The 19,616-nt window shown below is 64.3% G+C and carries 16 protein-coding genes and 3 tRNA genes; 15 read left to right on the forward strand and 4 right to left on the reverse strand.

The features are described 5' to 3' along the window. Positions 1–266: 266 nt before the first annotated feature. The 8 genes from lepA (at position 267) to nagZ (ending at position 9,142) form a co-directional block, all read left to right on the forward strand. A complete protein-coding gene (lepA, locus tag AQ611_RS07025; RefSeq protein ID WP_059519194.1) occupies positions 267–2,060 on the forward strand; it encodes a translation elongation factor 4 in 1,794 nt (597 codons plus the stop codon). Between the two features lie 15 nt (positions 2,061–2,075). Continuing rightward, the gene (lepB, locus tag AQ611_RS07030) at positions 2,076–2,969 is read left to right on the forward strand and encodes a signal peptidase I (protein WP_059519196.1); all 894 of its coding nucleotides are present in this window, start codon (positions 2,076–2,078) and stop codon (positions 2,967–2,969) included. Positions 2,970–3,378: 409 nt separating this feature from the next. Further along, positions 3,379–4,797 (forward strand): ribonuclease III, encoded by a 1,419-nt coding sequence (rnc, locus tag AQ611_RS07035; protein ID WP_069234082.1) that lies wholly within the window; start codon positions 3,379–3,381, stop codon positions 4,795–4,797. Positions 4,798–4,862: 65 nt separating this feature from the next. Further along, the gene (gene era / locus AQ611_RS07040) at positions 4,863–5,762 is read left to right on the forward strand and encodes a GTPase Era (protein ID WP_069234083.1); all 900 of its coding nucleotides are present in this window, start codon (positions 4,863–4,865) and stop codon (positions 5,760–5,762) included. Then, entirely contained in the window at positions 5,749–6,630 is an 882-nt protein-coding gene (recO, locus tag AQ611_RS07045; RefSeq protein ID WP_069234084.1) for a DNA repair protein RecO, read from the forward strand. Before era ends, recO begins: the two co-directional genes overlap by 14 nt. Then, the gene (gene pdxJ, locus AQ611_RS07050) at positions 6,627–7,400 is read left to right on the forward strand and encodes a pyridoxine 5'-phosphate synthase (RefSeq protein ID WP_059519203.1); all 774 of its coding nucleotides are present in this window, start codon (positions 6,627–6,629) and stop codon (positions 7,398–7,400) included. The genes recO and pdxJ overlap by 4 nt, the downstream gene beginning before the upstream one ends. A 257-nt stretch (positions 7,401–7,657) precedes the next feature. Further along, positions 7,658–8,089: a holo-ACP synthase gene (acpS, locus tag AQ611_RS07055; protein ID WP_059519332.1), complete on the forward strand. Its 432-nt coding sequence runs from the start codon at positions 7,658–7,660 to the stop codon at positions 8,087–8,089. A 24-nt stretch (positions 8,090–8,113) separates the two neighbouring features. After that, positions 8,114–9,142 (forward strand): beta-N-acetylhexosaminidase, encoded by a 1,029-nt coding sequence (gene nagZ, locus AQ611_RS07060; RefSeq protein ID WP_069234085.1) that lies wholly within the window; start codon positions 8,114–8,116, stop codon positions 9,140–9,142. 204 nt (positions 9,143–9,346) lie between these two features. Here nagZ and AQ611_RS07065 read toward each other — a convergent pair whose 3' ends face one another. From AQ611_RS07065 to earP, 3 genes are all read right to left on the reverse strand, one after another. Then, positions 9,347–10,744 (reverse strand): sigma-54-dependent transcriptional regulator, encoded by a 1,398-nt coding sequence (locus tag AQ611_RS07065; RefSeq protein ID WP_059519334.1) that lies wholly within the window; start codon positions 10,742–10,744, stop codon positions 9,347–9,349. Positions 10,745–11,013: 269 nt separating this feature from the next. Then, positions 11,014–11,571, reverse strand: a complete 558-nt coding sequence (gene efp / locus AQ611_RS07070; protein WP_059519207.1) for an elongation factor P — start codon at positions 11,569–11,571, stop codon at positions 11,014–11,016. A gap of 193 nt (positions 11,572–11,764) precedes the next feature. Beyond that, the gene (gene earP, locus AQ611_RS07075; protein WP_069234086.1) at positions 11,765–12,988 is read right to left on the reverse strand and encodes an elongation factor P maturation arginine rhamnosyltransferase EarP; all 1,224 of its coding nucleotides are present in this window, start codon (positions 12,986–12,988) and stop codon (positions 11,765–11,767) included. A 201-nt stretch (positions 12,989–13,189) separates the two neighbouring features. On the opposite strand from earP, the gene uvrC reads away from it, so the two are divergent. From uvrC to AQ611_RS07105, 5 genes are all read left to right on the forward strand, one after another. Continuing rightward, positions 13,190–15,403: an excinuclease ABC subunit UvrC gene (uvrC, locus tag AQ611_RS07080; RefSeq protein ID WP_069234087.1), complete on the forward strand. Its 2,214-nt coding sequence runs from the start codon at positions 13,190–13,192 to the stop codon at positions 15,401–15,403. Between the two features lie 300 nt (positions 15,404–15,703). Further along, positions 15,704–16,297 (forward strand): CDP-diacylglycerol--glycerol-3-phosphate 3-phosphatidyltransferase, encoded by a 594-nt coding sequence (gene pgsA, locus AQ611_RS07090; RefSeq protein ID WP_069234089.1) that lies wholly within the window; start codon positions 15,704–15,706, stop codon positions 16,295–16,297. Positions 16,298–16,429: 132 nt separating this feature from the next. Beyond that, positions 16,430–16,505, forward strand: a tRNA-Gly gene (locus AQ611_RS07095). A gap of 60 nt (positions 16,506–16,565) precedes the next feature. Next, positions 16,566–16,641: transfer RNA gene (locus AQ611_RS07100), tRNA-Gly, on the forward strand. A gap of 115 nt (positions 16,642–16,756) precedes the next feature. Next, positions 16,757–16,830 (forward strand) — tRNA-Cys (locus tag AQ611_RS07105). 121 nt (positions 16,831–16,951) lie between these two features. On the opposite strand, the gene AQ611_RS07110 is transcribed toward AQ611_RS07105, so the two are convergent. Then, complete coding sequence (locus AQ611_RS07110; protein ID WP_069234090.1) at positions 16,952–17,863, reverse strand: LysR family transcriptional regulator; 912 nt, start codon at positions 17,861–17,863, stop codon at positions 16,952–16,954. Positions 17,864–17,956: 93 nt separating this feature from the next. Between AQ611_RS07110 and AQ611_RS07115 the strand changes: the two genes are divergently transcribed. Both AQ611_RS07115 and AQ611_RS07120 read left to right on the forward strand, forming a co-directional pair. Then, entirely contained in the window at positions 17,957–18,691 is a 735-nt protein-coding gene (locus AQ611_RS07115; protein WP_069234091.1) for an SDR family NAD(P)-dependent oxidoreductase, read from the forward strand. Positions 18,692–18,998: 307 nt separating this feature from the next. Further along, positions 18,999–19,397, forward strand: a complete 399-nt coding sequence (locus tag AQ611_RS07120) for a VOC family protein (RefSeq protein ID WP_069234092.1) — start codon at positions 18,999–19,001, stop codon at positions 19,395–19,397. Positions 19,398–19,616 lie beyond the last annotated feature (219 nt).

The raw sequence follows: 19,616 nt of genomic DNA on the forward strand, positions 1-19,616 counted from the left end.
CGTTTGCCGACGGCGCGCAGTTGATATGCGGTTCAGGCGCGGTTGGCGCCCGTTGCTCGAATGCGTTGCGCTGCCCGGCGGCGCTGCTGCCCCGCTTCGCGGCGCGCAACTCGCCACAGCCGTCGGGGGCCGGGACACGCCGCTGGCAGCCACCCAAAATGCCGCCCCGAGCAAGGCTTTTCGGCTAAAATAGGCCGTTTTTTCACCGACTTACAAGGCGCGCTCCGCGGTCGTCGAGCGCGCCTTTTTCGCTTGATCGGCACTGAATGGATCATATTCGCAATTTCTCGATCATCGCGCACATCGACCACGGAAAGTCGACGCTCGCGGATCGCATCATCCAGCTTTGCGGCGGGTTGTCCGATCGCGAAATGGAAGCGCAGGTGCTCGACTCGATGGATCTCGAGCGCGAGCGCGGCATCACGATCAAGGCGCAGACGGCTGCGCTCACCTATCGCGCCCGCGATGGGAAGGTCTACAACCTGAACCTGATCGACACGCCGGGGCACGTCGACTTTTCATACGAGGTGAGCCGCTCGCTGTCCGCGTGCGAGGGCGCGCTCCTCGTCGTCGACGCGAGCCAGGGCGTCGAGGCGCAGACGGTCGCAAACTGCTACACCGCGATCGAGCTGGGCGTCGAGGTGGTGCCGGTGCTCAACAAGATCGATTTGCCGGCCGCGAACCCGGAGAACGCGATTGCCGAAATCGAGGACGTGATCGGCATCGACGCGTCCGACGCGACGCATTGCAGCGCTAAGACGGGCCTGGGCGTCGAGGACGTGCTCGAGGCGCTGATCGCGAAGGTGCCGCCGCCCAAGGGCGATCCGGATGGCCCGCTGCAGGCGCTCATCATCGATTCCTGGTTCGACAACTACGTTGGCGTCGTGATGCTCGTGCGGATCGTCAACGGCACGCTGCGTCCGAAGGACAAGATCAAGCTGATGGCGACGGGCGCGCAGTATCCAGTCGAGCACGTCGGCGTGTTCACGCCGAAGTCGCGCGATCTCGAATCGCTGTCGGCCGGGCAGGTGGGCTTCATCATCTCCGGCATCAAGGAGCTGACGGCCGCGAAGGTCGGCGATACCGTCACGCTCGCGAACAAGCCGGCACCCGAGCCGCTGCCGGGTTTCAAGGAGGTGAAGCCGCAGGTGTTCGCGGGGCTGTATCCGGTCGAGGCGAACCAGTACGACGCGTTGCGCGAGTCGCTCGAGAAGCTCAAGCTCAACGACGCATCGTTGCAATACGAGCCGGAAGTATCGCAGGCGCTTGGCTTCGGTTTTCGCTGCGGCTTCCTCGGCCTGCTGCACATGGAGATCGTCCAGGAGCGGCTCGAGCGCGAATTCGACATGGATCTCATCACGACCGCGCCAACCGTGGTCTACGAGGTCGTGCAGAGCGACGGTGCGACGATCATGGTCGAAAATCCGGCAAAGATGCCGGAGCCTGCGCGCATCGCCGAGATTCGCGAGCCGATCGTGACGGTCAACCTGTATATGCCGCAGGATTATGTCGGCTCGGTGATCACGCTGTGCGAGCAAAAGCGCGGCTCGCAGATCAACATGCAGTATCACGGCCGCCAGGTGCAGCTCACGTATGAAATTCCGATGGCCGAGATCGTGCTCGATTTCTTCGACCGGCTGAAGTCGGTGTCGCGCGGCTATGCGTCGATGGACTACGAGTTCAAGGAATACCGAACTTCCGACGTCGTGAAGGTCGATATGTTGATCAATGGCGACAAGGTCGATGCCCTCTCGATCATCGTGCACCGGTCGCAGTCGCAGTATCGCGGCCGCGAGGTGGCGGCGAAGATGCGCGAGATCATTCCGCGCCAGATGTACGACGTCGCGATTCAGGCGGCGATCGGCGCGCATATCATCGCGCGCGAAAACATCAAGGCGTTGCGTAAAAACGTGCTTGCAAAGTGCTACGGCGGCGACATCACGCGCAAGAAGAAGCTGCTCGAAAAGCAAAAAGAAGGCAAAAAGCGGATGAAGCAGGTGGGTTCGGTCGAGATCCCGCAGGAAGCGTTCCTGGCGATCTTGCGAGTCGAAGACAAATAACAGGGCTGATCCTTTATGAATTTTGCGTTGATTCTTTTTGTGCTCGTGGTCGTCACGGGCGTCGCGTGGGTGCTGGACAAGCTGGTGTTTTTGCCGCGGCGCAAGCAGGCGGCGCAGGCGGCGGTCGACGAGTTCGACCGTCAGCAGGCTCGCATCGGCGAGCGCTTCGCTGACGAGAATGCGCAGCAAACGCGCGCGAAGCTGCGCGACGAGAAGCTGCGCCAGCCGTGGTGGCTCGAGTACACGGCGAGTTTCTTTCCGGTGATCCTGGTCGTGTTCGTCGTGCGCTCGTTCATCGTCGAGCCGTTCAAGATTCCGTCGGGCTCGATGGTGCCGACGCTGCTCGTCGGCGATTTCATCCTCGTCAACAAGTTCGACTACGGCTTGCGCCTGCCGATCACGAACAAGAAGATCACCGAAGGCCGGCCGCTCGAGCGCGGCGACGTCGTCGTGTTCCGTTATCCGAAGGACGAGTCGGTCGATTACATCAAGCGCGTGATTGGGCTGCCGGGCGATACGGTCGCCTACCAGGACAAGCAGTTGACGATCAATGGTCAGCCGGTGCCGGAGACGCCGCTGCCTGACTACTTCGACGACGAGCGGATGAATTACGCGAAACAGTTCGAGGAAACGATCGGCACGCGCAAGAACGCGATCCTGAACAATCCGGCGGTGCCGCCGTTCGTAATGGGCGCGGACGACTATCCGTATCGCGACAATTGCACCTACGACAACCGCGGCGTGATCTGCAAGGTGCCGCCTGGGCATTACTTCATGATGGGCGACAACCGCGACAACAGCGCTGACAGCCGTTACTGGGGGTTCGTGCCGGACAAGAACATCGTTGGCCGCGCGTTCTTCATTTGGATGAACTTCAGCAGCCTGAAGCGCATCGGTTCGTTCAACTGAGCACGCCGCATGTTGCGCCGCGCGAGGGCCGTGCGGCGCGGCGTCTTCCATCGAGAGCCTATTCACGTATGGAACGCGTCTGCGTTGCCACGGGAAGGGCAGTCCGCCACCGGCGAATGCGGCGCGCGGCCATTCTCGTGGCAGTCGCGGTTCGAACATGCACGGCGGCGCAGGTCGTCGCTTATGCCATAGCAAATATTTCGAGAACGTTTGGCCCCGCGGATGGCGCTTTTTTGCCGGGTTGGCCGCCGGCGCAGTACGTTGCGTTTGAGCGGGCGATTCCGCCATTCATATGCACGTTCGACACCTAAACCGATCCTGAGAACCGGCGGCAGCGCCGCCAAATCGCGCTTTTTCGCGTCGAGCGTCGCTTTCCGGGCGGCGCGGCGCCCGCGTTATACTCCTGTCCATGCCTTCATCCCAGTTGGAAAGCCGGCTGCGCTACGAATTTCGCAATGTGGAATTGCTGCGCCAGGCTTTGACCCATCGCAGTCATAGCGCCACGCATAACGAACGGCTCGAGTTTCTCGGCGATTCCGTTCTGAATTGCGCGGTGGCCGCCCTTTTGTTTCAGCGCTTCGGCAAGCTCGACGAGGGAGACTTGTCGCGCGTGCGCGCGAACCTCGTCAAACAGCAGTCGCTGTACGAAATTGCTCAGGCCCTCAATATTTCCGACAGCCTGCGGCTCGGCGAAGGCGAATTGCGCAGCGGCGGGTTTCGTCGGCCGTCGATCCTCGCGGACGCATTCGAAGCCATCATCGGGGCCGTATTTCTTGATGGCGGCTTCGAAGCCGCCCAAGGGGTGATCAAGCGTTTGTATGTGCCGATTCTCGATCACATCGACCCGCGCACACTCGGCAAGGACGCAAAGACGCTGTTGCAGGAATATCTGCAAGGACACAAGATCGCGCTGCCGGCTTATACCGTCGTCGCGACGCATGGTGCAGCGCATAATCAGCAATTCGAGGTCGAATGCGCGGTGCCGAAGCTCGACGTCAAGGTGTCCGGCTCCGGCGCGAGCCGCCGGGCGGCCGAACAGGCCGCCGCGAAGAAAGCGCTCGACGAAGTGATGGCGCTTGCACCGATGCTGGCCGCGAAGCCGAAGCGTTCGAAGAGCGCGCGCGGCGCCAAGCACGTGGAGCCGGAGATCGTGCCGGGCGTGAAAGGCGTGCAGGAGGCGCTCGATTTGCGCTCGCCGGAGCGCAAGGAGCGGCGCGTCTTGGCCAATGACGCGAAAGGGGCGGAAGGGAAGGTGGCGGAGACGAAACCCGCGGCCGAAACCCACGCCCTCGAATCGAAAGTGGCTGAAGCGAGGTCCGCCGTCGAAGCGAAACCGGCCGATACGAAGGCGGCCGATACGAAACTGGCTGACCCGAAGGCCGCGGATGCCCGATCCGGCGAGCCGAAGCGGGACGAATCGAAGCCGTTGGCCGATGCGAAAGGTAAGACCGATACGAAAGCGGCCGAGATGCAATCCGGCGCGCATGCCGGCAGTGCGGCGGCGCCGGCCGATATGCCGGGCAGCGGTGCGGACGGCGGCGCGTTGCGGTCGCCTCTCGCGGTGATTCGCGCGGCCCACGTCGAGCATGGTCAGGACAAGACCGAGGCGCGCGCGGCAAAAGCGGCGGAAAAGGTATTGCCGGCTGACAAAGGAGCCGATAAGGCATTCGATAAAGTCACCGATAAGGCATCCGAGCGGGCCACGGAAAAGAACGACGCAGCCGCACGTCCGGCAGACCGGCCGGCGCGCGTTCGCGATCCGGCACACGCGCCGCAGGCGATTGACGATCCGGCCGCACCGGTGCGCGTTGCCGATGCCGGTCATTGACGCCGTTCCCATCGATCTCGCGGCCGCGTGCGAGCGCGGCCGCTCCGAACCCAGCAGCTCCTGATATGAACGCTCCCGCTTCCACCGGTTTTCGTTGCGGCATGATCGCGATCGTCGGTCGTCCGAACGTCGGCAAGTCGACGCTGATGAATGCGCTCGTCGGCCAGAAGATCAGCATCACGTCTCGCAAAGCGCAGACGACCCGCCACCGGATCACCGGCATCCGCACGCTCGACGATGCGCAATATGTATTCGTCGATACGCCCGGCTTCCAGACGCGGCACAGCACGGCGCTCAACCGCTCGCTGAATCGGGCGGTGACGTCCACGCTGACGTCGGTTGACGCGATTCTGTTCGTGATCGAGGCCGGCCGTTTCGGCCCCGACGACCAGAAAGTGCTCGACCTGATTCCACCGGGCACGCCGACGCTGCTGATCGCGAACAAGCTCGATCGCGTGTCCGACAAGGACACGTTGTTTCCGTTTTTCCAGAAGATGGGCGGTTTGTGCGAGTTCGCCGAGGTCGTGCCGCTGTCCGCGAAGCATCCGGACGACATCCGGCGTCTGATGGATACGCTCAAGCCGTACTTGCCGCAAGGCGAGCCGATTTACGGCGAGGACGATCTGACCGATCGCAGCTCGCGGTTCCTGGCGGCCGAAATCCTGCGTGAGAAGGTGTTCCGCTGGACGGGCGACGAGTTGCCTTATACGAGCACCGTCGTCATCGACAAGTTCGAGGAGGAGGGGCGGCTGACGCGCGTGTTCGCGACGATCCTCGTCGAGCGCGATGCGCACAAGGCGATGGTGATCGGCAGAAAGGGCGAGAAGCTCAAGCAGATCAGCACCGAGGCGCGGCTCGACATGGAGAAGCTGTTCGACGGCCCGGTCTACCTTGAAACGTTCGTCAAGGTGAGAAGCGGCTGGGCCGACAACGAGGCGGGGTTGCGTGCCTATGGGTACGAATGAAGGCGTCTCCGACGACGCGATGACCGACGAGGCCGGCTTCGCGCGGCGTCCCGCATCTGCTGCGCCGGATGCCGCGGCGGCGAGCCTGCCGCCGGCTGTGCCCGATGCGGGCAAACCGCCGCGCAAGCCGCGCCGCGCCGCTGCGCGCACGTCCGAATTCCGGGTCGCCGAGCAGCCGGCGTTCGTGCTGCACAGCTATCCGTACCGCGAAACCAGCCTGGTCATCGACGTGCTGACGCGCGATCACGGGCGTCTCGCGCTCGTCGCGAAAGGGGCGAAGCGCCCGCATTCCGCGCTGCGTGGCGTGTTGCAGACGTTTCAGCCGCTTGCGCTGTCATGGTCCGGCAAAGCCGAGTTGCGCACGCTGACGGGCGCCGAATGGGTGGGCGGCATGCTGCCCCTCGCGGGCGACGCGCTGCTGTGCGGGTTCTATGCCAACGAGCTGCTCGTCAAGTTCTGCGCGCGCGAGGATCCTTATCCGGTGCTCTTCAAGCATTATCTCGTGACGCTGACGCGGCTCGCGCACGCCGAGCCGCCCGTGCAGGTGCTGCGCTCGTTCGAGCGCGTGCTGTTGCGCGAGACGGGTTATGCGATGTCGCTGGTGCGCACCGTCGCGCGGCGTGCGGTCGAGCCGGAACGGCTCTATGTGTTCGATCCCGAGCGCGGCGTGCGCGATGCGCTCGGCGATGCGCCGTCGCACTGGCCAGTGATTTCCGGCCAGACGTTGCTCGATATGGAACAGGACGATTATCATCGGGCGCAGACCGTTGCGCAAAGCAAGACGCTGATGCGCTTTTTGCTCAACACGTATTTGGGCGGCACGCCGCTCGCCACGCGTCAGATTCTGATCGACCTGCAAAACCTATGAGTTTTTTCCTGACCTCGTCGAGCGCCATTGACCTGGGTGTCAATATTGACCACGTCGCGACTTTGCGCAACGCGCGCGGCACACGTTATCCGGACCCGGTGCGCGCCGCGCTCGAAGCCGAGGAGGCGGGCGCGGACGCGATCACGTTGCATCTGCGCGAGGACCGTCGCCATATCGTCGATGCGGACGTGCGCACGCTGCGCCCGCTTTTGAAGACGCGGATGAATCTCGAATGCGCGGTGACGTCCGAAATGCTCGACATCGCATGCGAGATCGGGCCGCACGACGCCTGCCTCGTGCCGGAAAAACGCTCGGAATTGACGACCGAAGGCGGGCTCGACGTCGCCGGCCATTTCGATGCGGTGCGTGCGGCATGCAAGCAACTCGCCGACATTGGCGTGCGCGTGTCGCTTTTCATCGATCCGCACGATGAGCAGATCCGCGCCGCGCACGAGGCGGGCGCGCCCGTGATCGAACTGCACACCGGCCGCTATGCGGATGCGCACGACGCGGCCGAGCAGCAGCGCGAGTTCGAGCGGGTCGCATCGGGCGTCGATTGCGGGCTTGCGCTCGGATTGAAGGTGAACGCGGGCCACGGACTGCACTATGAAAACGTGCAGGCGATTGCCGCGCTGCCCGGCATCAGCGAGCTGAATATCGGCCACGCGATCGTCGCGCATGCGGTTTTCGCCGGCTGGAACAACGCGGTGCGCGAGATGAAGGCGGTCATGGTCGCCGCGCGCGTCGCCGCGCTGCACGGCGGCCGCTGAAATGACGCGCGAGCGCGCGGGTTCCGTTCGCGGCGCTTGCCGCCGGGAAGGGGGCCTTCGGAGCACTTCCCGCGAGCGCTCGCAGCGGGGTGTTTGCCGAAGCAGGCATTGCCTGCTTCGCCGCGTTTGCCTGTGCGATTGCGCCCGGAATAAGTGCGGAAGGGAATGTCTGCGGCGCGCGGCGCAGCCGTCAGTCTCTTTGCTCCATCAAGATCTCCCGTGTGCGCGCCGCGCGGGATGGTCCGGCGGGCGTTGATATGGCGATCTACGGCATCGGCACCGATATCGTTCAGGTGAGCCGCATCGCCGCAGTGCTCGAGCGCACGAGCGGACGCTTCGCGGACAAGGTGCTCGGCCCTGACGAGCTGCGCGTGTTTCACGCGCGGCGCGCGCGCTCGGAGGCGCGCGGCATTGCGTTTCTTGCGACGCGCTTTTCCGCGAAGGAAGCCTTCTCGAAGGCGATCGGCCTCGGCATGCACTGGCCGATGACGTGGCGCGCATTGCAGACGCTCAACCGGCCGAGCGGCGAGCCGTATATCGTCGCGTCGGGCGAATTGGCCACGTGGCTCGCGCAGCGCGGCATCACCGCGCGCGTGAGCGTCAGCGACGAGCGCGACTACGCGGTGTCGTTCGTGATCGCCGAGACGGCTGACGGCACCGCCGCGCTGCGAGCCGATGCCGCTTTCTGATTTTCCCTGGAGGAACGCAATTCAATGAAACCGACTCCCGGCCCGGTGATGCTCGACGTCGCCGGCAAGACGCTCACGCGCGACGACGCGCGCCGTCTCGCGCATCCGCTGACGGGCGGCGTGATCTTGTTCGCGCGGCATTTCGAGAGCCGCCGGCAACTCGTCGCGCTGACCGATTCGATCCGCGCGGTACGCGACGACATCCTGATCGCCGTCGATCACGAAGGCGGCCGCGTACAACGCTTTCGCACAGATGGCTTTACCGTGCTGCCGGCGATGCGCCGCGTGGGCGAACTGTGGGACCGGGACGTGCTCGCCGCGACGAAGGTGGCGACGGCGCTCGGCTACGTGCTGGCGTCCGAACTGCGTGCGTGCGGGATCGACATGAGCTTCACGCCGGTGCTCGATCTGGATTACGGCCGCTCGCAGGTGATCGGCGATCGCGCGTTCCATCGCGATCCACGCGTCGTCGCGTTGCTCGCGAAGAGCGTCAATCATGGGCTCGCGCTCGCCGGGATGGCGAACTGCGGTAAGCATTTTCCGGGTCACGGCTTTGCCGAGGCCGATTCGCACGTCGCGCTGCCGACCGACGATCGTCCGCTCGACGAAATTCTCGCCAACGACGCCGCGCCCTACGATTGGCTTGGGCTGTCGCTGGCCGCGGTGATTCCGGCACACGTGATCTATACGCAGGTCGACAGCAAGCCCGCGGGTTTTTCGCGCGTTTGGTTGCAGGACGTGCTGCGCGGCCGGTTGCGCTTTACGGGTGCGGTGTTCAGCGACGATCTGTCGATGGAGGCGGCGCGTGAGGGCGGCACGCTCACGCAGGCGGCGCAGGCCGCGCTCGCGGCGGGGTGTGACATGGTGCTGATCTGCAATCAGCCGGAGGCGGCGGAACAGGTGTTGAACGAGTTGCGCGTGGCGCCGTCGCGGGAGTCGCAGCGGCGGATCAAGCGGATGCGGCCTCGGGGCAGGGCGCCGAGCTGGGACAAACTGATGCGCCGTCCGGAATATCTGAGCGCGCAGGCGCTGCTGCGTGAGGCGTTCGCCTGAATGCGGACGGTTCGCGTTCGCCCGGTTCGGCATCGATAGCCTGCGAACGGGGCGGGCCATGCGGATTGACGATGGCCTGAACGAAGGGCGGGTGACGGGCCCCGGCGAGCGGGGCGGTCAGGCGGATTGGTCAAGCGGGGCAGCGGCAGCACGGGCGGTAACGACTAGGGCAACGCGCAGCCGCCCCGCCAGCGGTGGCCGCGCTCAACCCAGTTTCATCCGTTGCAGCTTGTTGTAGAGCGTTTTCGGGCTGATGCCGAGCAGCGTCGCCGCGCGATGGCGGGTGCCGCCCACCGCGTCGAGCGTTGCGCGGATCAGCAGGTCCTCGACGTCCGCGAGCGGCGTGCCGACGCGCACCTGAACGCTGCTGCCGTTCAACGTCACGCCCGGCTGTAGATACGCATCGGCCTTGCGCAGCGTTTCGATGAAGTCGCCCGACGCATCGTATGCAAGCCGCACGCGCTCGCGCAGTTCGCGCACGTTGCCGGGCCACTCGTAAGCGAGGCATTCGCGGATGAAGCCGGGCGCAAGGCGCTTGTCGGTGATGCTCAGCCCCGCCGCGCGCGCATCGCGGTTCAACTCGTCGACGAACGCCTCGGCGATCCGGATCACGTCGTCGTCGCGCTCGCGAAGCGGCGGCAGGCCGATCGACGCGGCGTCCAGGCGCAGCCACAGATCCTCGCGCAATGTGCCGTTCGCAACGGCCTCGCGGGCCGGACGGCGTGTCGTCGCGATCAGCCGGAAGTCGCATGCGATTTCAGCCGTGCCGCCGACGCGCATGAAATTTTGCGAATCGAGCGTGCGCAGCAGCGCGTCCTGCAACGACAACGGCAGCGCGGTGATTTCGTCGATGAACAGGGTGCCGCCGCTCGCCTGCTCGAAGAGGCCCGGATCGCGGCGCTCGACGCCCGCATAGCCGGCGCGCTCGCGGCCAAGCAACATGCTTTCGATTGCGAGGCCATTGGTTTCGATGTTGCGCGGCGATTGCGCGGCGGCGCGGCAGTCGAATGCAACGAACGGGCCTTTGCGGCGGCGGCTCAACTGGTGCAGCGTGCGCGCGGCCGTTTCCTTGCCGGTGCCCGGCTCGCCCCACAGCAGGACCGCGGTTTCGGTCCGCGCGCTGTGCTCGATCATGTCGTAGACGTGCTGGATCGCATCGCTACGCCCGACGAGCGTGCCGAACCGGCCGAGTTGACGAAGCGCGGTGCGCAGCGACTGCACTTCCTCGATCAGTTCGTAAGGGCGTGGGATGCGTGCGAGCAGGCTGCGCAGCCGCGGGATGTTGACGGGCTTCAGCAGATAATCCCAGACCCCGTGCCGCAACCCTTCGATCGCGCTTTCGACCGTGGCGTTGCCGGTCAGCACGATCACGGGCAGCGAGCCGTTCGGCTGCTGTTGCGGCAGATTTTGCAGCAGATCGAAGCCACTGCCGTCGGGCAGATTCAGATCGACGAGCACGACGTCGGGGATCGAACGTGCGAGCGCTCCGCGCGCTTCGGCGAGCGAGGTCGCGGTGTCGACGGAAAAACCGTCCGCAGCGAGCAGTGCGGTCAGACCAGACAAGCTATTGGGATCGTCTTCGACAATCAGGGCATGTGGCATGGTGTGCGCGAGTTCAAGAACCGGCCGGGTCGGCGAGCCGTCATACAGCCCCATTTCGGGATAAGGAACGCATTTTATGTCCGTCGCACGTTCAGTGGACGGTATTCGCCATCGACTACAAAATAGTTACCGGTGAGACGCATCGAATACCGCCGGAGCATTCTCAACGCATTGTTTATGATGTGGCGCCTTTATGCAACAAGCTGCGTCATATAAACAAAAAGCGCCCCAAAGGGCGCTTCGTGCGGCGGGGCGCGAAACCGCTCGCCTTAGGCGCGGCTGCGGTATTCGTTCGTGCGCGTATCGATTTCGATCTTGTCGCCGATATTGCAGAAAAGCGGCACTTGCAGTTCGAAGCCGGTCGCGATCTTCGCGTTCTTCAGCACCTTGCCCGACGACGTATCGCCCTTCACCGCCGGCTCCGTGTACGTGATCTCGCGCACGAGGACCGTCGGCAGTTCGACCGAGATCGCTTTTTCGTTGTAGAACACCACTTCGCAGGCCATCCCGTCTTCGAGATAGTTGAGCGCGTCGCCCATCATCTCGGCTTCGACTTCGTATTGGTTGTAGTCGGCGTCCATGAACACGTACATCGGGTCGGCGAAGTACGAATACGTCACTTCCTTGCGGTCGAGCACCACGACGTCGAACTTGTCGTCGGCCTTGTAGACCGATTCCTGGCCGGCGCCCGTCAGCAGATTCTTCAGCTTCATCTTGACGACGGCGGCGTTGCGGCCCGACTTGTTGTATTCCGTCTTCGAGACGACCCATGCGTCGTTGCCGACCATCACGACGTTGCCTACGCGGAGTTCCTGTGCGGTTTTCATGACTAAAACTATCCTGAATGGGAGAAATTGCTTGAGCGTCGCTCAACGGCTAACGGCGCAAACAGTCCGGAAAGACCGGGCCGCACGTGTATGGAGCGTGCGGGCGACACGTTCGCGATATCTGCCGCGTATGTTACACGTGTTGCATGCGCGGCTTCGGGCGGATTTGCGTAGTGAGCCGTTGGATAACCGTTTATTTTAACTGAGTTTTTGTGAAATTCGCCAGATTTCCGGCAAGATCGCCGATGGCGGCGAGTTCGTCGGCCCAATCCGCCGCGCGCGCGCTCAGCGCGGCGCGATGGCGCTGAAAATCGGCCCAATCGGGCGTGCCCGCGCCGTTCCATGCATGCCAGAAGCGTTCGGCCGCCGCCCGCGCGGCCGGCGCGAGCCCCGCCGTATAGTGGGCGAGTGCGGCGTCGAGCTTGGGCAGATGGGCGTCGTCGGTTTGCGGGTAGATCTGCCAGACAAACGGCCGGCGTGCCCATTGCGCGCGCACGAACGAATCCTCGCCGCGCACGAAATTGATGTCGGATGCCCACAGCAGCTTGTCGTAATCGGGCTGCGCGACGAAGGCGAGCCCGTGCGCGCTCAGGTTGCCGCGCGCCGCGCGCGCGCCCGCGCCGAATCCGGCGGCTCCGAAAAAGCGTGCGACGCGCGCCGAGATCCGGCCTTCCGGCACGAGCAGTACGACCGGCTCGGCGCCGTCGCGCCATTGTTCGAGCAGCACGTCGACGGCCGGATTCTCGTAGGCGAACAGCGACACGGCTGTCGTGCCGTTCTCGGGCGCGGGGCGGCCCGCGACGTCGCGCCACCAGGCGTCGCGCGCGGCGTTTGCGTCGCCCGCGGTATCGAACGCGTGCCGCCGCGCGTCGAGGTCGCGTTCCTTGAGCACGCCGCCCGTGCCGGGGCCGAGGCCCGGGAAGAAGAACGTCTTGGTCAGCGGGTAGCGTGGGTGCGGCGACGGCCTCAGATGAAAGTCGCGCACCCAATCCTCGGCACTCAAGTATTCGAGATTGATCCATACGGGGGCCCGGGCGCGGCGCGCCATCGCAGCGACATACGCGCCGGGCAACTCGCAGGCGAACGCTTCGATCACGACGTCGGCAATCTCGAGCGTATCGCCCGCATGCGCAGGTTCGCGCCAATGCTCGACGACGACGCCGTCCAGCATCTGCCGCGCGGCGTCGATGCGCGCGGCGGGCTCGAGCCGCGCGAACGTCGACAGATCGTCGACGAAAAGCCGTACCTGCCAGCGATGCTCGGCGGCCAATTGGCGCGCGAGGCGCCAGCACACGCCGATGTCGCCGAAATTGTCGACGACCGCGCAGAAAATATCGGCGGCGATCGGCTCCGGCGTGCGGGGCGCCGAGCGGACAGGGCTGGCGGCGGCGGATGTGAGCGAGGCGGACGACTTCATTTTAGGGGCAATGAAAACGCACAAGCGAAGGCGGGCGGCGGGCGAGCGAACGGCGCACGGCGATCCGGACGAGCGGTGCGCGGAACGGCCGGACGAATCCGATGCTCTATCGCGCGCGGGCCGCGGAATCCGCGCGGCGAATGCTCTAAACTGACAAGTTTAAATGACCTCGTTCGCGCGCGCCGCTCGCGCCGATTGCGCATGACAGCCCCCGACGCACCTGATTCCTCTTTCGAACCCAAGCAGATCCTCGCCCAATTGCCGCACCTGCCGGGCGTTTATCGCTATTACGACGCGCAAGGCGCGGTGCTTTACGTCGGCAAGGCGCGCGACCTGAAAAAGCGCGTGTCGAGCTACTTCACGAAGACTCAGTTGTCGCCGCGTATCGCGATGATGGTGACGCGCATCGCGCGCATCGAGACCACCGTCACGCGCTCGGAGGCCGAGGCGCTGCTGCTCGAGAACAACCTGATCAAGGCGCTTGCGCCGCGCTACAACATCCTGTTTCGCGACGACAAGTCGTACCCGTACCTGAAGCTGACCGGCCACCGTTTTCCGCGAATGGCGTATTACCGCGGCTCGGTCGACAAGAAGAACCAGTATTTCGGACCGTTTCCGAGCGCATGGGCGGTGCGCGAGAGCATTCAGATCCTGCAGCGCGTGTTTCAGCTTCGTACCTGCGAGGACTCGGTGTTCAACAATCGCACGCGGCCCTGTCTGCTGCATCAAATCGGACGATGCTCGGCGCCGTGCGTCGGCGCGATCGGCGAGGACGACTATGCGCGCGACGTCGGCAACGCGTCGCGCTTCCTGCTCGGCCGCCAGAGCGAGGTGATGGGCGAACTCGAGCAGAAGATGCATGCGTTCGCGGCCGAGCTGAAGTTCGAGCAGGCGGCCGCCGTGCGCAATCAGATGAGTTCGCTTGCGAAGGTGCTCCATCAGCAGGCGATCGAGGTCGGCAGCGACAGCGATGTCGATATTCTCGCCGTCGTCGCGCAGGGCGGCCGTGTGTGCGTGAATCTCGCGATGGTGCGCGGCGGCCGGCATCTCGGCGACAAGGCGTACTTTCCGGCGCATGTCGACGGCGCGCTGCCGCTCCCGGAGGCGGCGGCCGACGCGGAGCACGCGCAGCGGGACGGCGCGGCGGCGGGGGATGCGGCGCGCGACGTCGGCGGCGCGCCGGCGGAGACGGGTGCGGGCGGCGCCGATCCGCAGGATGCCGAAGCAGCGGTTGCCCGGAGTGGCACGACGACGGACCACGCGGCGCCACGCGGGCCGCAGGACGGCCGCGCGCGCGACGCTGAATCGGCGCAGGCCGAGACGGCCGCCGCCGCCGGCGCGCCTGAGACCGCCGAAGCCGACGAGGCCGCCGATAGCGCCGAAGCCGAAGTCGCGCCGCTCGAAACCGAAGTGCTCGAAGCGTTCATTGCGCAGCACTACTTGGGCAATCGCGTGCCGCCGGTGCTCGTCGTGAGCCATGCGCCTGCGAATCGCGAATTGTTCGATCTACTGACCGAGCAGGCCGGGCACAAGGTATCGTTGGTTCGGCAGCCGCAGGGGCAACGGCGCGCATGGCTCACGATGGCCGAGCAGAACGCGCGGCTCGCGCTCGCGCGGCTGTTGTCCGAACAGGGCTCGCAGCAGTCGCGTACCCGCGCGCTCGCCGACGTGCTCGGCTTCGAGAGCGACGATCTCGCGCATTTGCGCATCGAGTGCTTCGACATCAGCCATACGATGGGCGAGGCAACGCAGGCGTCGTGCGTCGTCTATCACCATCACAAAATGCAGTCGTCCGAATATCGGCGCTACAACATCTCTGGGATCACGCCCGGCGACGACTACGCGGCAATGCGTCAGGTGCTCACGCGTCGCTACGAGAAAATGGTCGAGGAAGTGGCGGCCGAGACCGCGAGCGACGCGGCAGTCGGCATCGACGCGGATGCGGCGCAGGCAGCCGCGTCGGTCGCGCGGCTGCCGAACATCGTGCTGATCGACGGGGGACGCGGACAGGTGGAGATCGCGCGTCAGGTGTTCTCCGAGCTTGGGCTCGACTGCTCGATGCTGGTTGGCGTTGCAAAGGGCGAGGGACGCAAGGTCGGGCTCGAAACGCTCGTGTTCGCCGACGGCCGCGCGCCGCTCGAACTCGGCAAGGACAGCGCGGCGCTGATGCTCGTGGCGCAGATCCGCGACGAGGCGCACCGCTTTGCGATCACCGGCATGCGTGCCAAGCGTGCGAAGGCGCGTCAGACCTCGAGGCTCGAGGAACTCGAGGGCGTCGGCGCGAAGCGCAGGCAGCGATTGCTCGCGCGCTTCGGCGGATTGCGCGGTGTCGTTGCGGCGAGTGTCGACGAATTGGCGAGCGTCGACGGCATTTCGCGCGCGCTCGCCGAGCAGATCTATCGGCAGCTGCATTGACCGAACGCCTTGACCGATCGCGCGCCGGGGCTTGAGGGCGCCGGCGTGCCGGCGCCGACGGTTCGTTCGCGCTTGCGCCGCTTCGGCCCGCTTCGGGCCGCTTCGAGCCGCTTCGCGACGGCGATTCTCGCCGCTTCGGGTGGCCGCGATTTCCCCCCGGCCGGCATGCGCGTTGCCGCGATGGCCGCCGCTCACGCTCGTCCCCGCCGGGCGGCAAGCAGGATGCTAGGCCGGGCGTGTTGCTTGTGGCAGCGCGCCCGGCGCGGCACAATTGCACATCCTCCAACCGTATCGCATGCCATGCCGTTTAATTTCCCGATCTTTCTGACGTGGGTGCGAATCGTGCTGATTCCGCTCGTCGTCGGCGTGTTCTATTTGCCGGACGTGATGCTGAGTGCCGAGCACCGCAATCTGGCCGCGGCGGTGATTTTCATCCTCGCTGCGCTGACCGATTGGTTCGACGGCTTCTTCGCCCGCAAATGGAACCAGACGTCGGCGTTCGGCGCGTTTCTGGACCCCGTCGCCGACAAGCTGATGGTGACGGCGGCGTTGCTGATGCTCGTGCAGCTTTCGCGGATCGACGCGGCGATCGCGCTCGTGATCATCGGCCGCGAGATCGCGATTTCGGCGCTGCGGGAATGGATGGCGCAGATCGGCGCATCCAAGAGCGTGGCCGTGAATTCGCTCGGCAAGTTCAAGACTGCTTGCCAGATGACCGCGATTCCAATGCTGTTGTACTACGGCCAGTTGACGCTCGGCCGAGGCATCGTGCTCGACACGCGCACGTTGGGCTTGCGGCTCATCTATCTCGCGGCGGTGCTGACGATCTGGTCGATGCTGTATTACATGAAGCTCGCGTGGCCACAGATACGCGAGCGCGGCGGGGCGGCATGAGCGTTCCGGAGCCGGACGTAGCCGCAGAAGAAAAAGGGCGCGAAAAACGCTTGACACACAAATCTAGTTTTCGCATAATCTCGTTTCTCCACTGCGAGCTGCTCTGAGCGGCGCGGCGGAGAGAAGCAAAATGCGGGAGTAGCTCAGTTGGTAGAGCGCAACCTTGCCAAGGTTGAGGTCGCGAGTTCGAGACTCGTCTCCCGCTCCAGGTTTCAGTGCGGCATTTTGCTGGTATGTGGTTTGGCAAAGTCTGCAAATGCAGGATGATGCGGGAGTAGCTCAGTTGGTAGAGCGCAACCTTGCCAAGGTTGAGGTCGCGAGTTCGAGACTCGTCTCCCGCTCCAGAACAAGGGGAAGCCGGGCTTCCCTTTTTGTTTGATAGGCTCGCTGAGCTTTTGAATCCAATCTGCGGATCGTTCAAGTGCCGCTGGCGCCGTGACGATTCGACAGTCCGCTTACGGCGCGATAGCAAAGCGGTTATGCAGCGGCCTGCAAAGCCGTTTAGGCCGGTTCGACTCCGGCTCGCGCCTCCAAGTAGAACGAGATAAAGCCCTGAGAAATCAGGGCTTTTTCTTTTTCTGACCTCGCTTTCATCCTTGCAAGAAAGTTGCCTAGAGTGGCTGTGAAAGAACGTGATCGGGCTACAAAGGTCGATTACACCTCTTGTCCCGTGCACGAATCGACTAATGCCGCGACAGTCGGATTGGGGTCCTTCCTCCGCCACACAAGGGCGACTTCGTATGGCACCGGTGTCCCGGGGCCGGTGAGTCGCCTGAACTTCACGCTCGCCATGTCGGTTGACGCGAGCGCTTCGGGCACCAGGCCAACGCCCAGGTTCGCCGCTACGAGTCCGATGATCGTGTCCATTTGCGTTGCACGCTGTACCACGTGCGGAGCGAAGCCGGCGGCGACGCATGCGTTGACGATTGTTGCGTACAAGCCGGGCCCTTCAGTCGGTGGAAACAGAATCCAGGGTTCGCGCGCGAGTGCCGCGAGCGGTACGGAACGCCCAGGCGCCACAGCCAGCGGATGATCTGCAGACAAAACGGCAACCATGCGACTCTTCAACAATCTGCGCTGCGCAATATGCAGGCCGACCTCGGGCTCAAGGGGTAATACAACAATCCCGGCATCGATCCGGTCCTCGTCCAGCGCGGCAAGCTGCTGACTGGTGGTCGCCTCGGTGAGATCGAGCGCCACGCCGGGATGGGTGTGTCGAAAACGCGAAATCAAGGGCGGTAAGACATGCCGTGTGGCGCTCGCAATAAAACCTATTCTGAGGGCGCCTATCAGCCCCTGACCCGCACGCTGGGTAAGTTCAATTGCGCGCTGTGCCTGGTCCAGCGTTCTGCGCGCCTCTTCGCGTAGAACCGCGCCCGCCGTCGTCAAAGCCGTCACGCGGTTGCCGCGTTCCAGCAGGCGCACGCCCAGCAGTGATTCCAACTGCCGGATTGCAGCCGTCAGCGGCGGTTGAGCCATGTTTAACCGCTCGGCCGCGCGATGGAAGCTCATGGTTTCCGCGACGGCGAGAAACTGTTCAAGTTGGCGAAGTGTAAGGGTAGCCATACGATGAGAGTATCAAACCCGGCGCTTAATCGTATTGGACGTATCGTGGTTTCGGTCTTAATTTGTACTCTTTCAAACGAATCGAGCCAGAAAATGACCGAGAAAAAACATGCAGTCGTGACGGGGGGCGCGAGCGGTATCGGGTTGGGGATTGCGCGAGCCTGCATCGACGCGGGCTACCGCGTGACGATCATAGGTCGAAACGAGCAGCGACTGCGAGAAGCCGTCGCGACGCTAGGGCCTGCAGCCACTTATAGACAGGCCAATGTAGGCCAGCGCAGGGAAGTCGAGCACGCACTCGTGAATATCGAGCGCGTGGATTTGCTGGTCAATGCGGCGGGGTTCATGCGGCCCGTGAGCCTTGGCGCCGCGCTCGAGCAGGCGGAATCCGATTGGGATGCGATCATCGAAGCCAACCTCAAAGGCAGTTTTTTAATGGCGCACGTCGTCGCATCACGCTTGCCCCGTACCGGCGGGCGTATTGTCAATATCAGTTCGATCGGCGCGCAGACCGGCGGCAGCCGGTCCGGGGGCATGGCGTATGCGGCGGCGAAGGCTGGTTTGCACGGCCTTACCTTCGCACTTGCGAGAGAACTCGCGCCGCGTGGCTGTACGGTTAACGCGATTGCGCCGGGTTTTATCGCTGGGACGGGATTCACTGGCGCATGGTCTGACGAACGTGTTGACGCGATCGTCGCAGAAACCCCGGTGGGCCGGCCAGGCACGCCGGACGACGTGGCCGCAGCGGTCGTTTGGCTCGCTTCGGAGGCTGCGAGCTTCGTGACCGGCACCGTCATCGCTGTCAATGGGGGATGGCGGATAGGCTAAACATTTCCGCCGTCTCCGGATCATCCGGCTCAAGCGCTTCAGCGCCCATGCGACTGTCGCATTTATCTCGGGACGAGTTGGGTTACCCGCAATCAAGGCTGATCGACCCAATTCTTTCCGGGTGTAGGATTTCATCTGCGCCTCGACATGGCAGGGCTGCCGCTTCCCAAAGGGGCTCCCTGCCGGGCATAGAGGGTTTTGATGAGCGATGCGCCCGCCCGCCGTATCGTCGGCCGGCGCGTCAGTTCCGAGCCACTTTGCTCGCAGAGGGCTTTCGATCCATCACTGCCTCCCGGAAAGAAACACTATGCGAATCTATGTGACGAGCATCTTCGTCGATGATCAGGCCAAGGCGTTGGCTTTCTATACCGGCAAGCTCGGGTTCGAGCTGAAGCGCGATGTCCCGGCCGGGGCGTATCGCTGGCTGACCGTGGTGTCGAAAGCGCAGCGCGACGGAACGGAACTGCTGCTCGAGCCAAGCGTTCACCGCGCCGTGGCGCCTTACAAGCGTGCGCTATTCGAGGATGGAATCCCGGCGACTTCGTTCCAGGTCGATGACATCGACGCCGAGTTCAAACGGCTGGAGAGCCTGGGCGTCAAGTTCACACAGGCGCCGATGGATGCAGGCCCGGTGCGCATCGCCGTCTTCGATGATACGTGCGGCAACCTGATCCAACTGGTGCAAATGCTCGGCGAGCAGGGCTGATGTAGGTGCGCATCGGTTCGCGCCGTCCGCGAAAAGAACGGCCGTTCCCGAGCCTCTTGCTTCCTCGTGTGTTCCGATGCGCGTGGCGCAGCGTTCGACTTTCCATTCTGACGCATGCCGGCGGCGTGGCAGAATGCGCGAGTGCGCCTTTGGGCCGTATTGGCGGTTCGAACGATGCGGCATCGATCGCGCGCGCGTCCGTTCATCTCATCGCCCGGT

The organism is Burkholderia singularis (assembly GCF_001718875.1).
Lineage (GTDB): Bacteria > Pseudomonadota > Gammaproteobacteria > Burkholderiales > Burkholderiaceae > Burkholderia > Burkholderia singularis.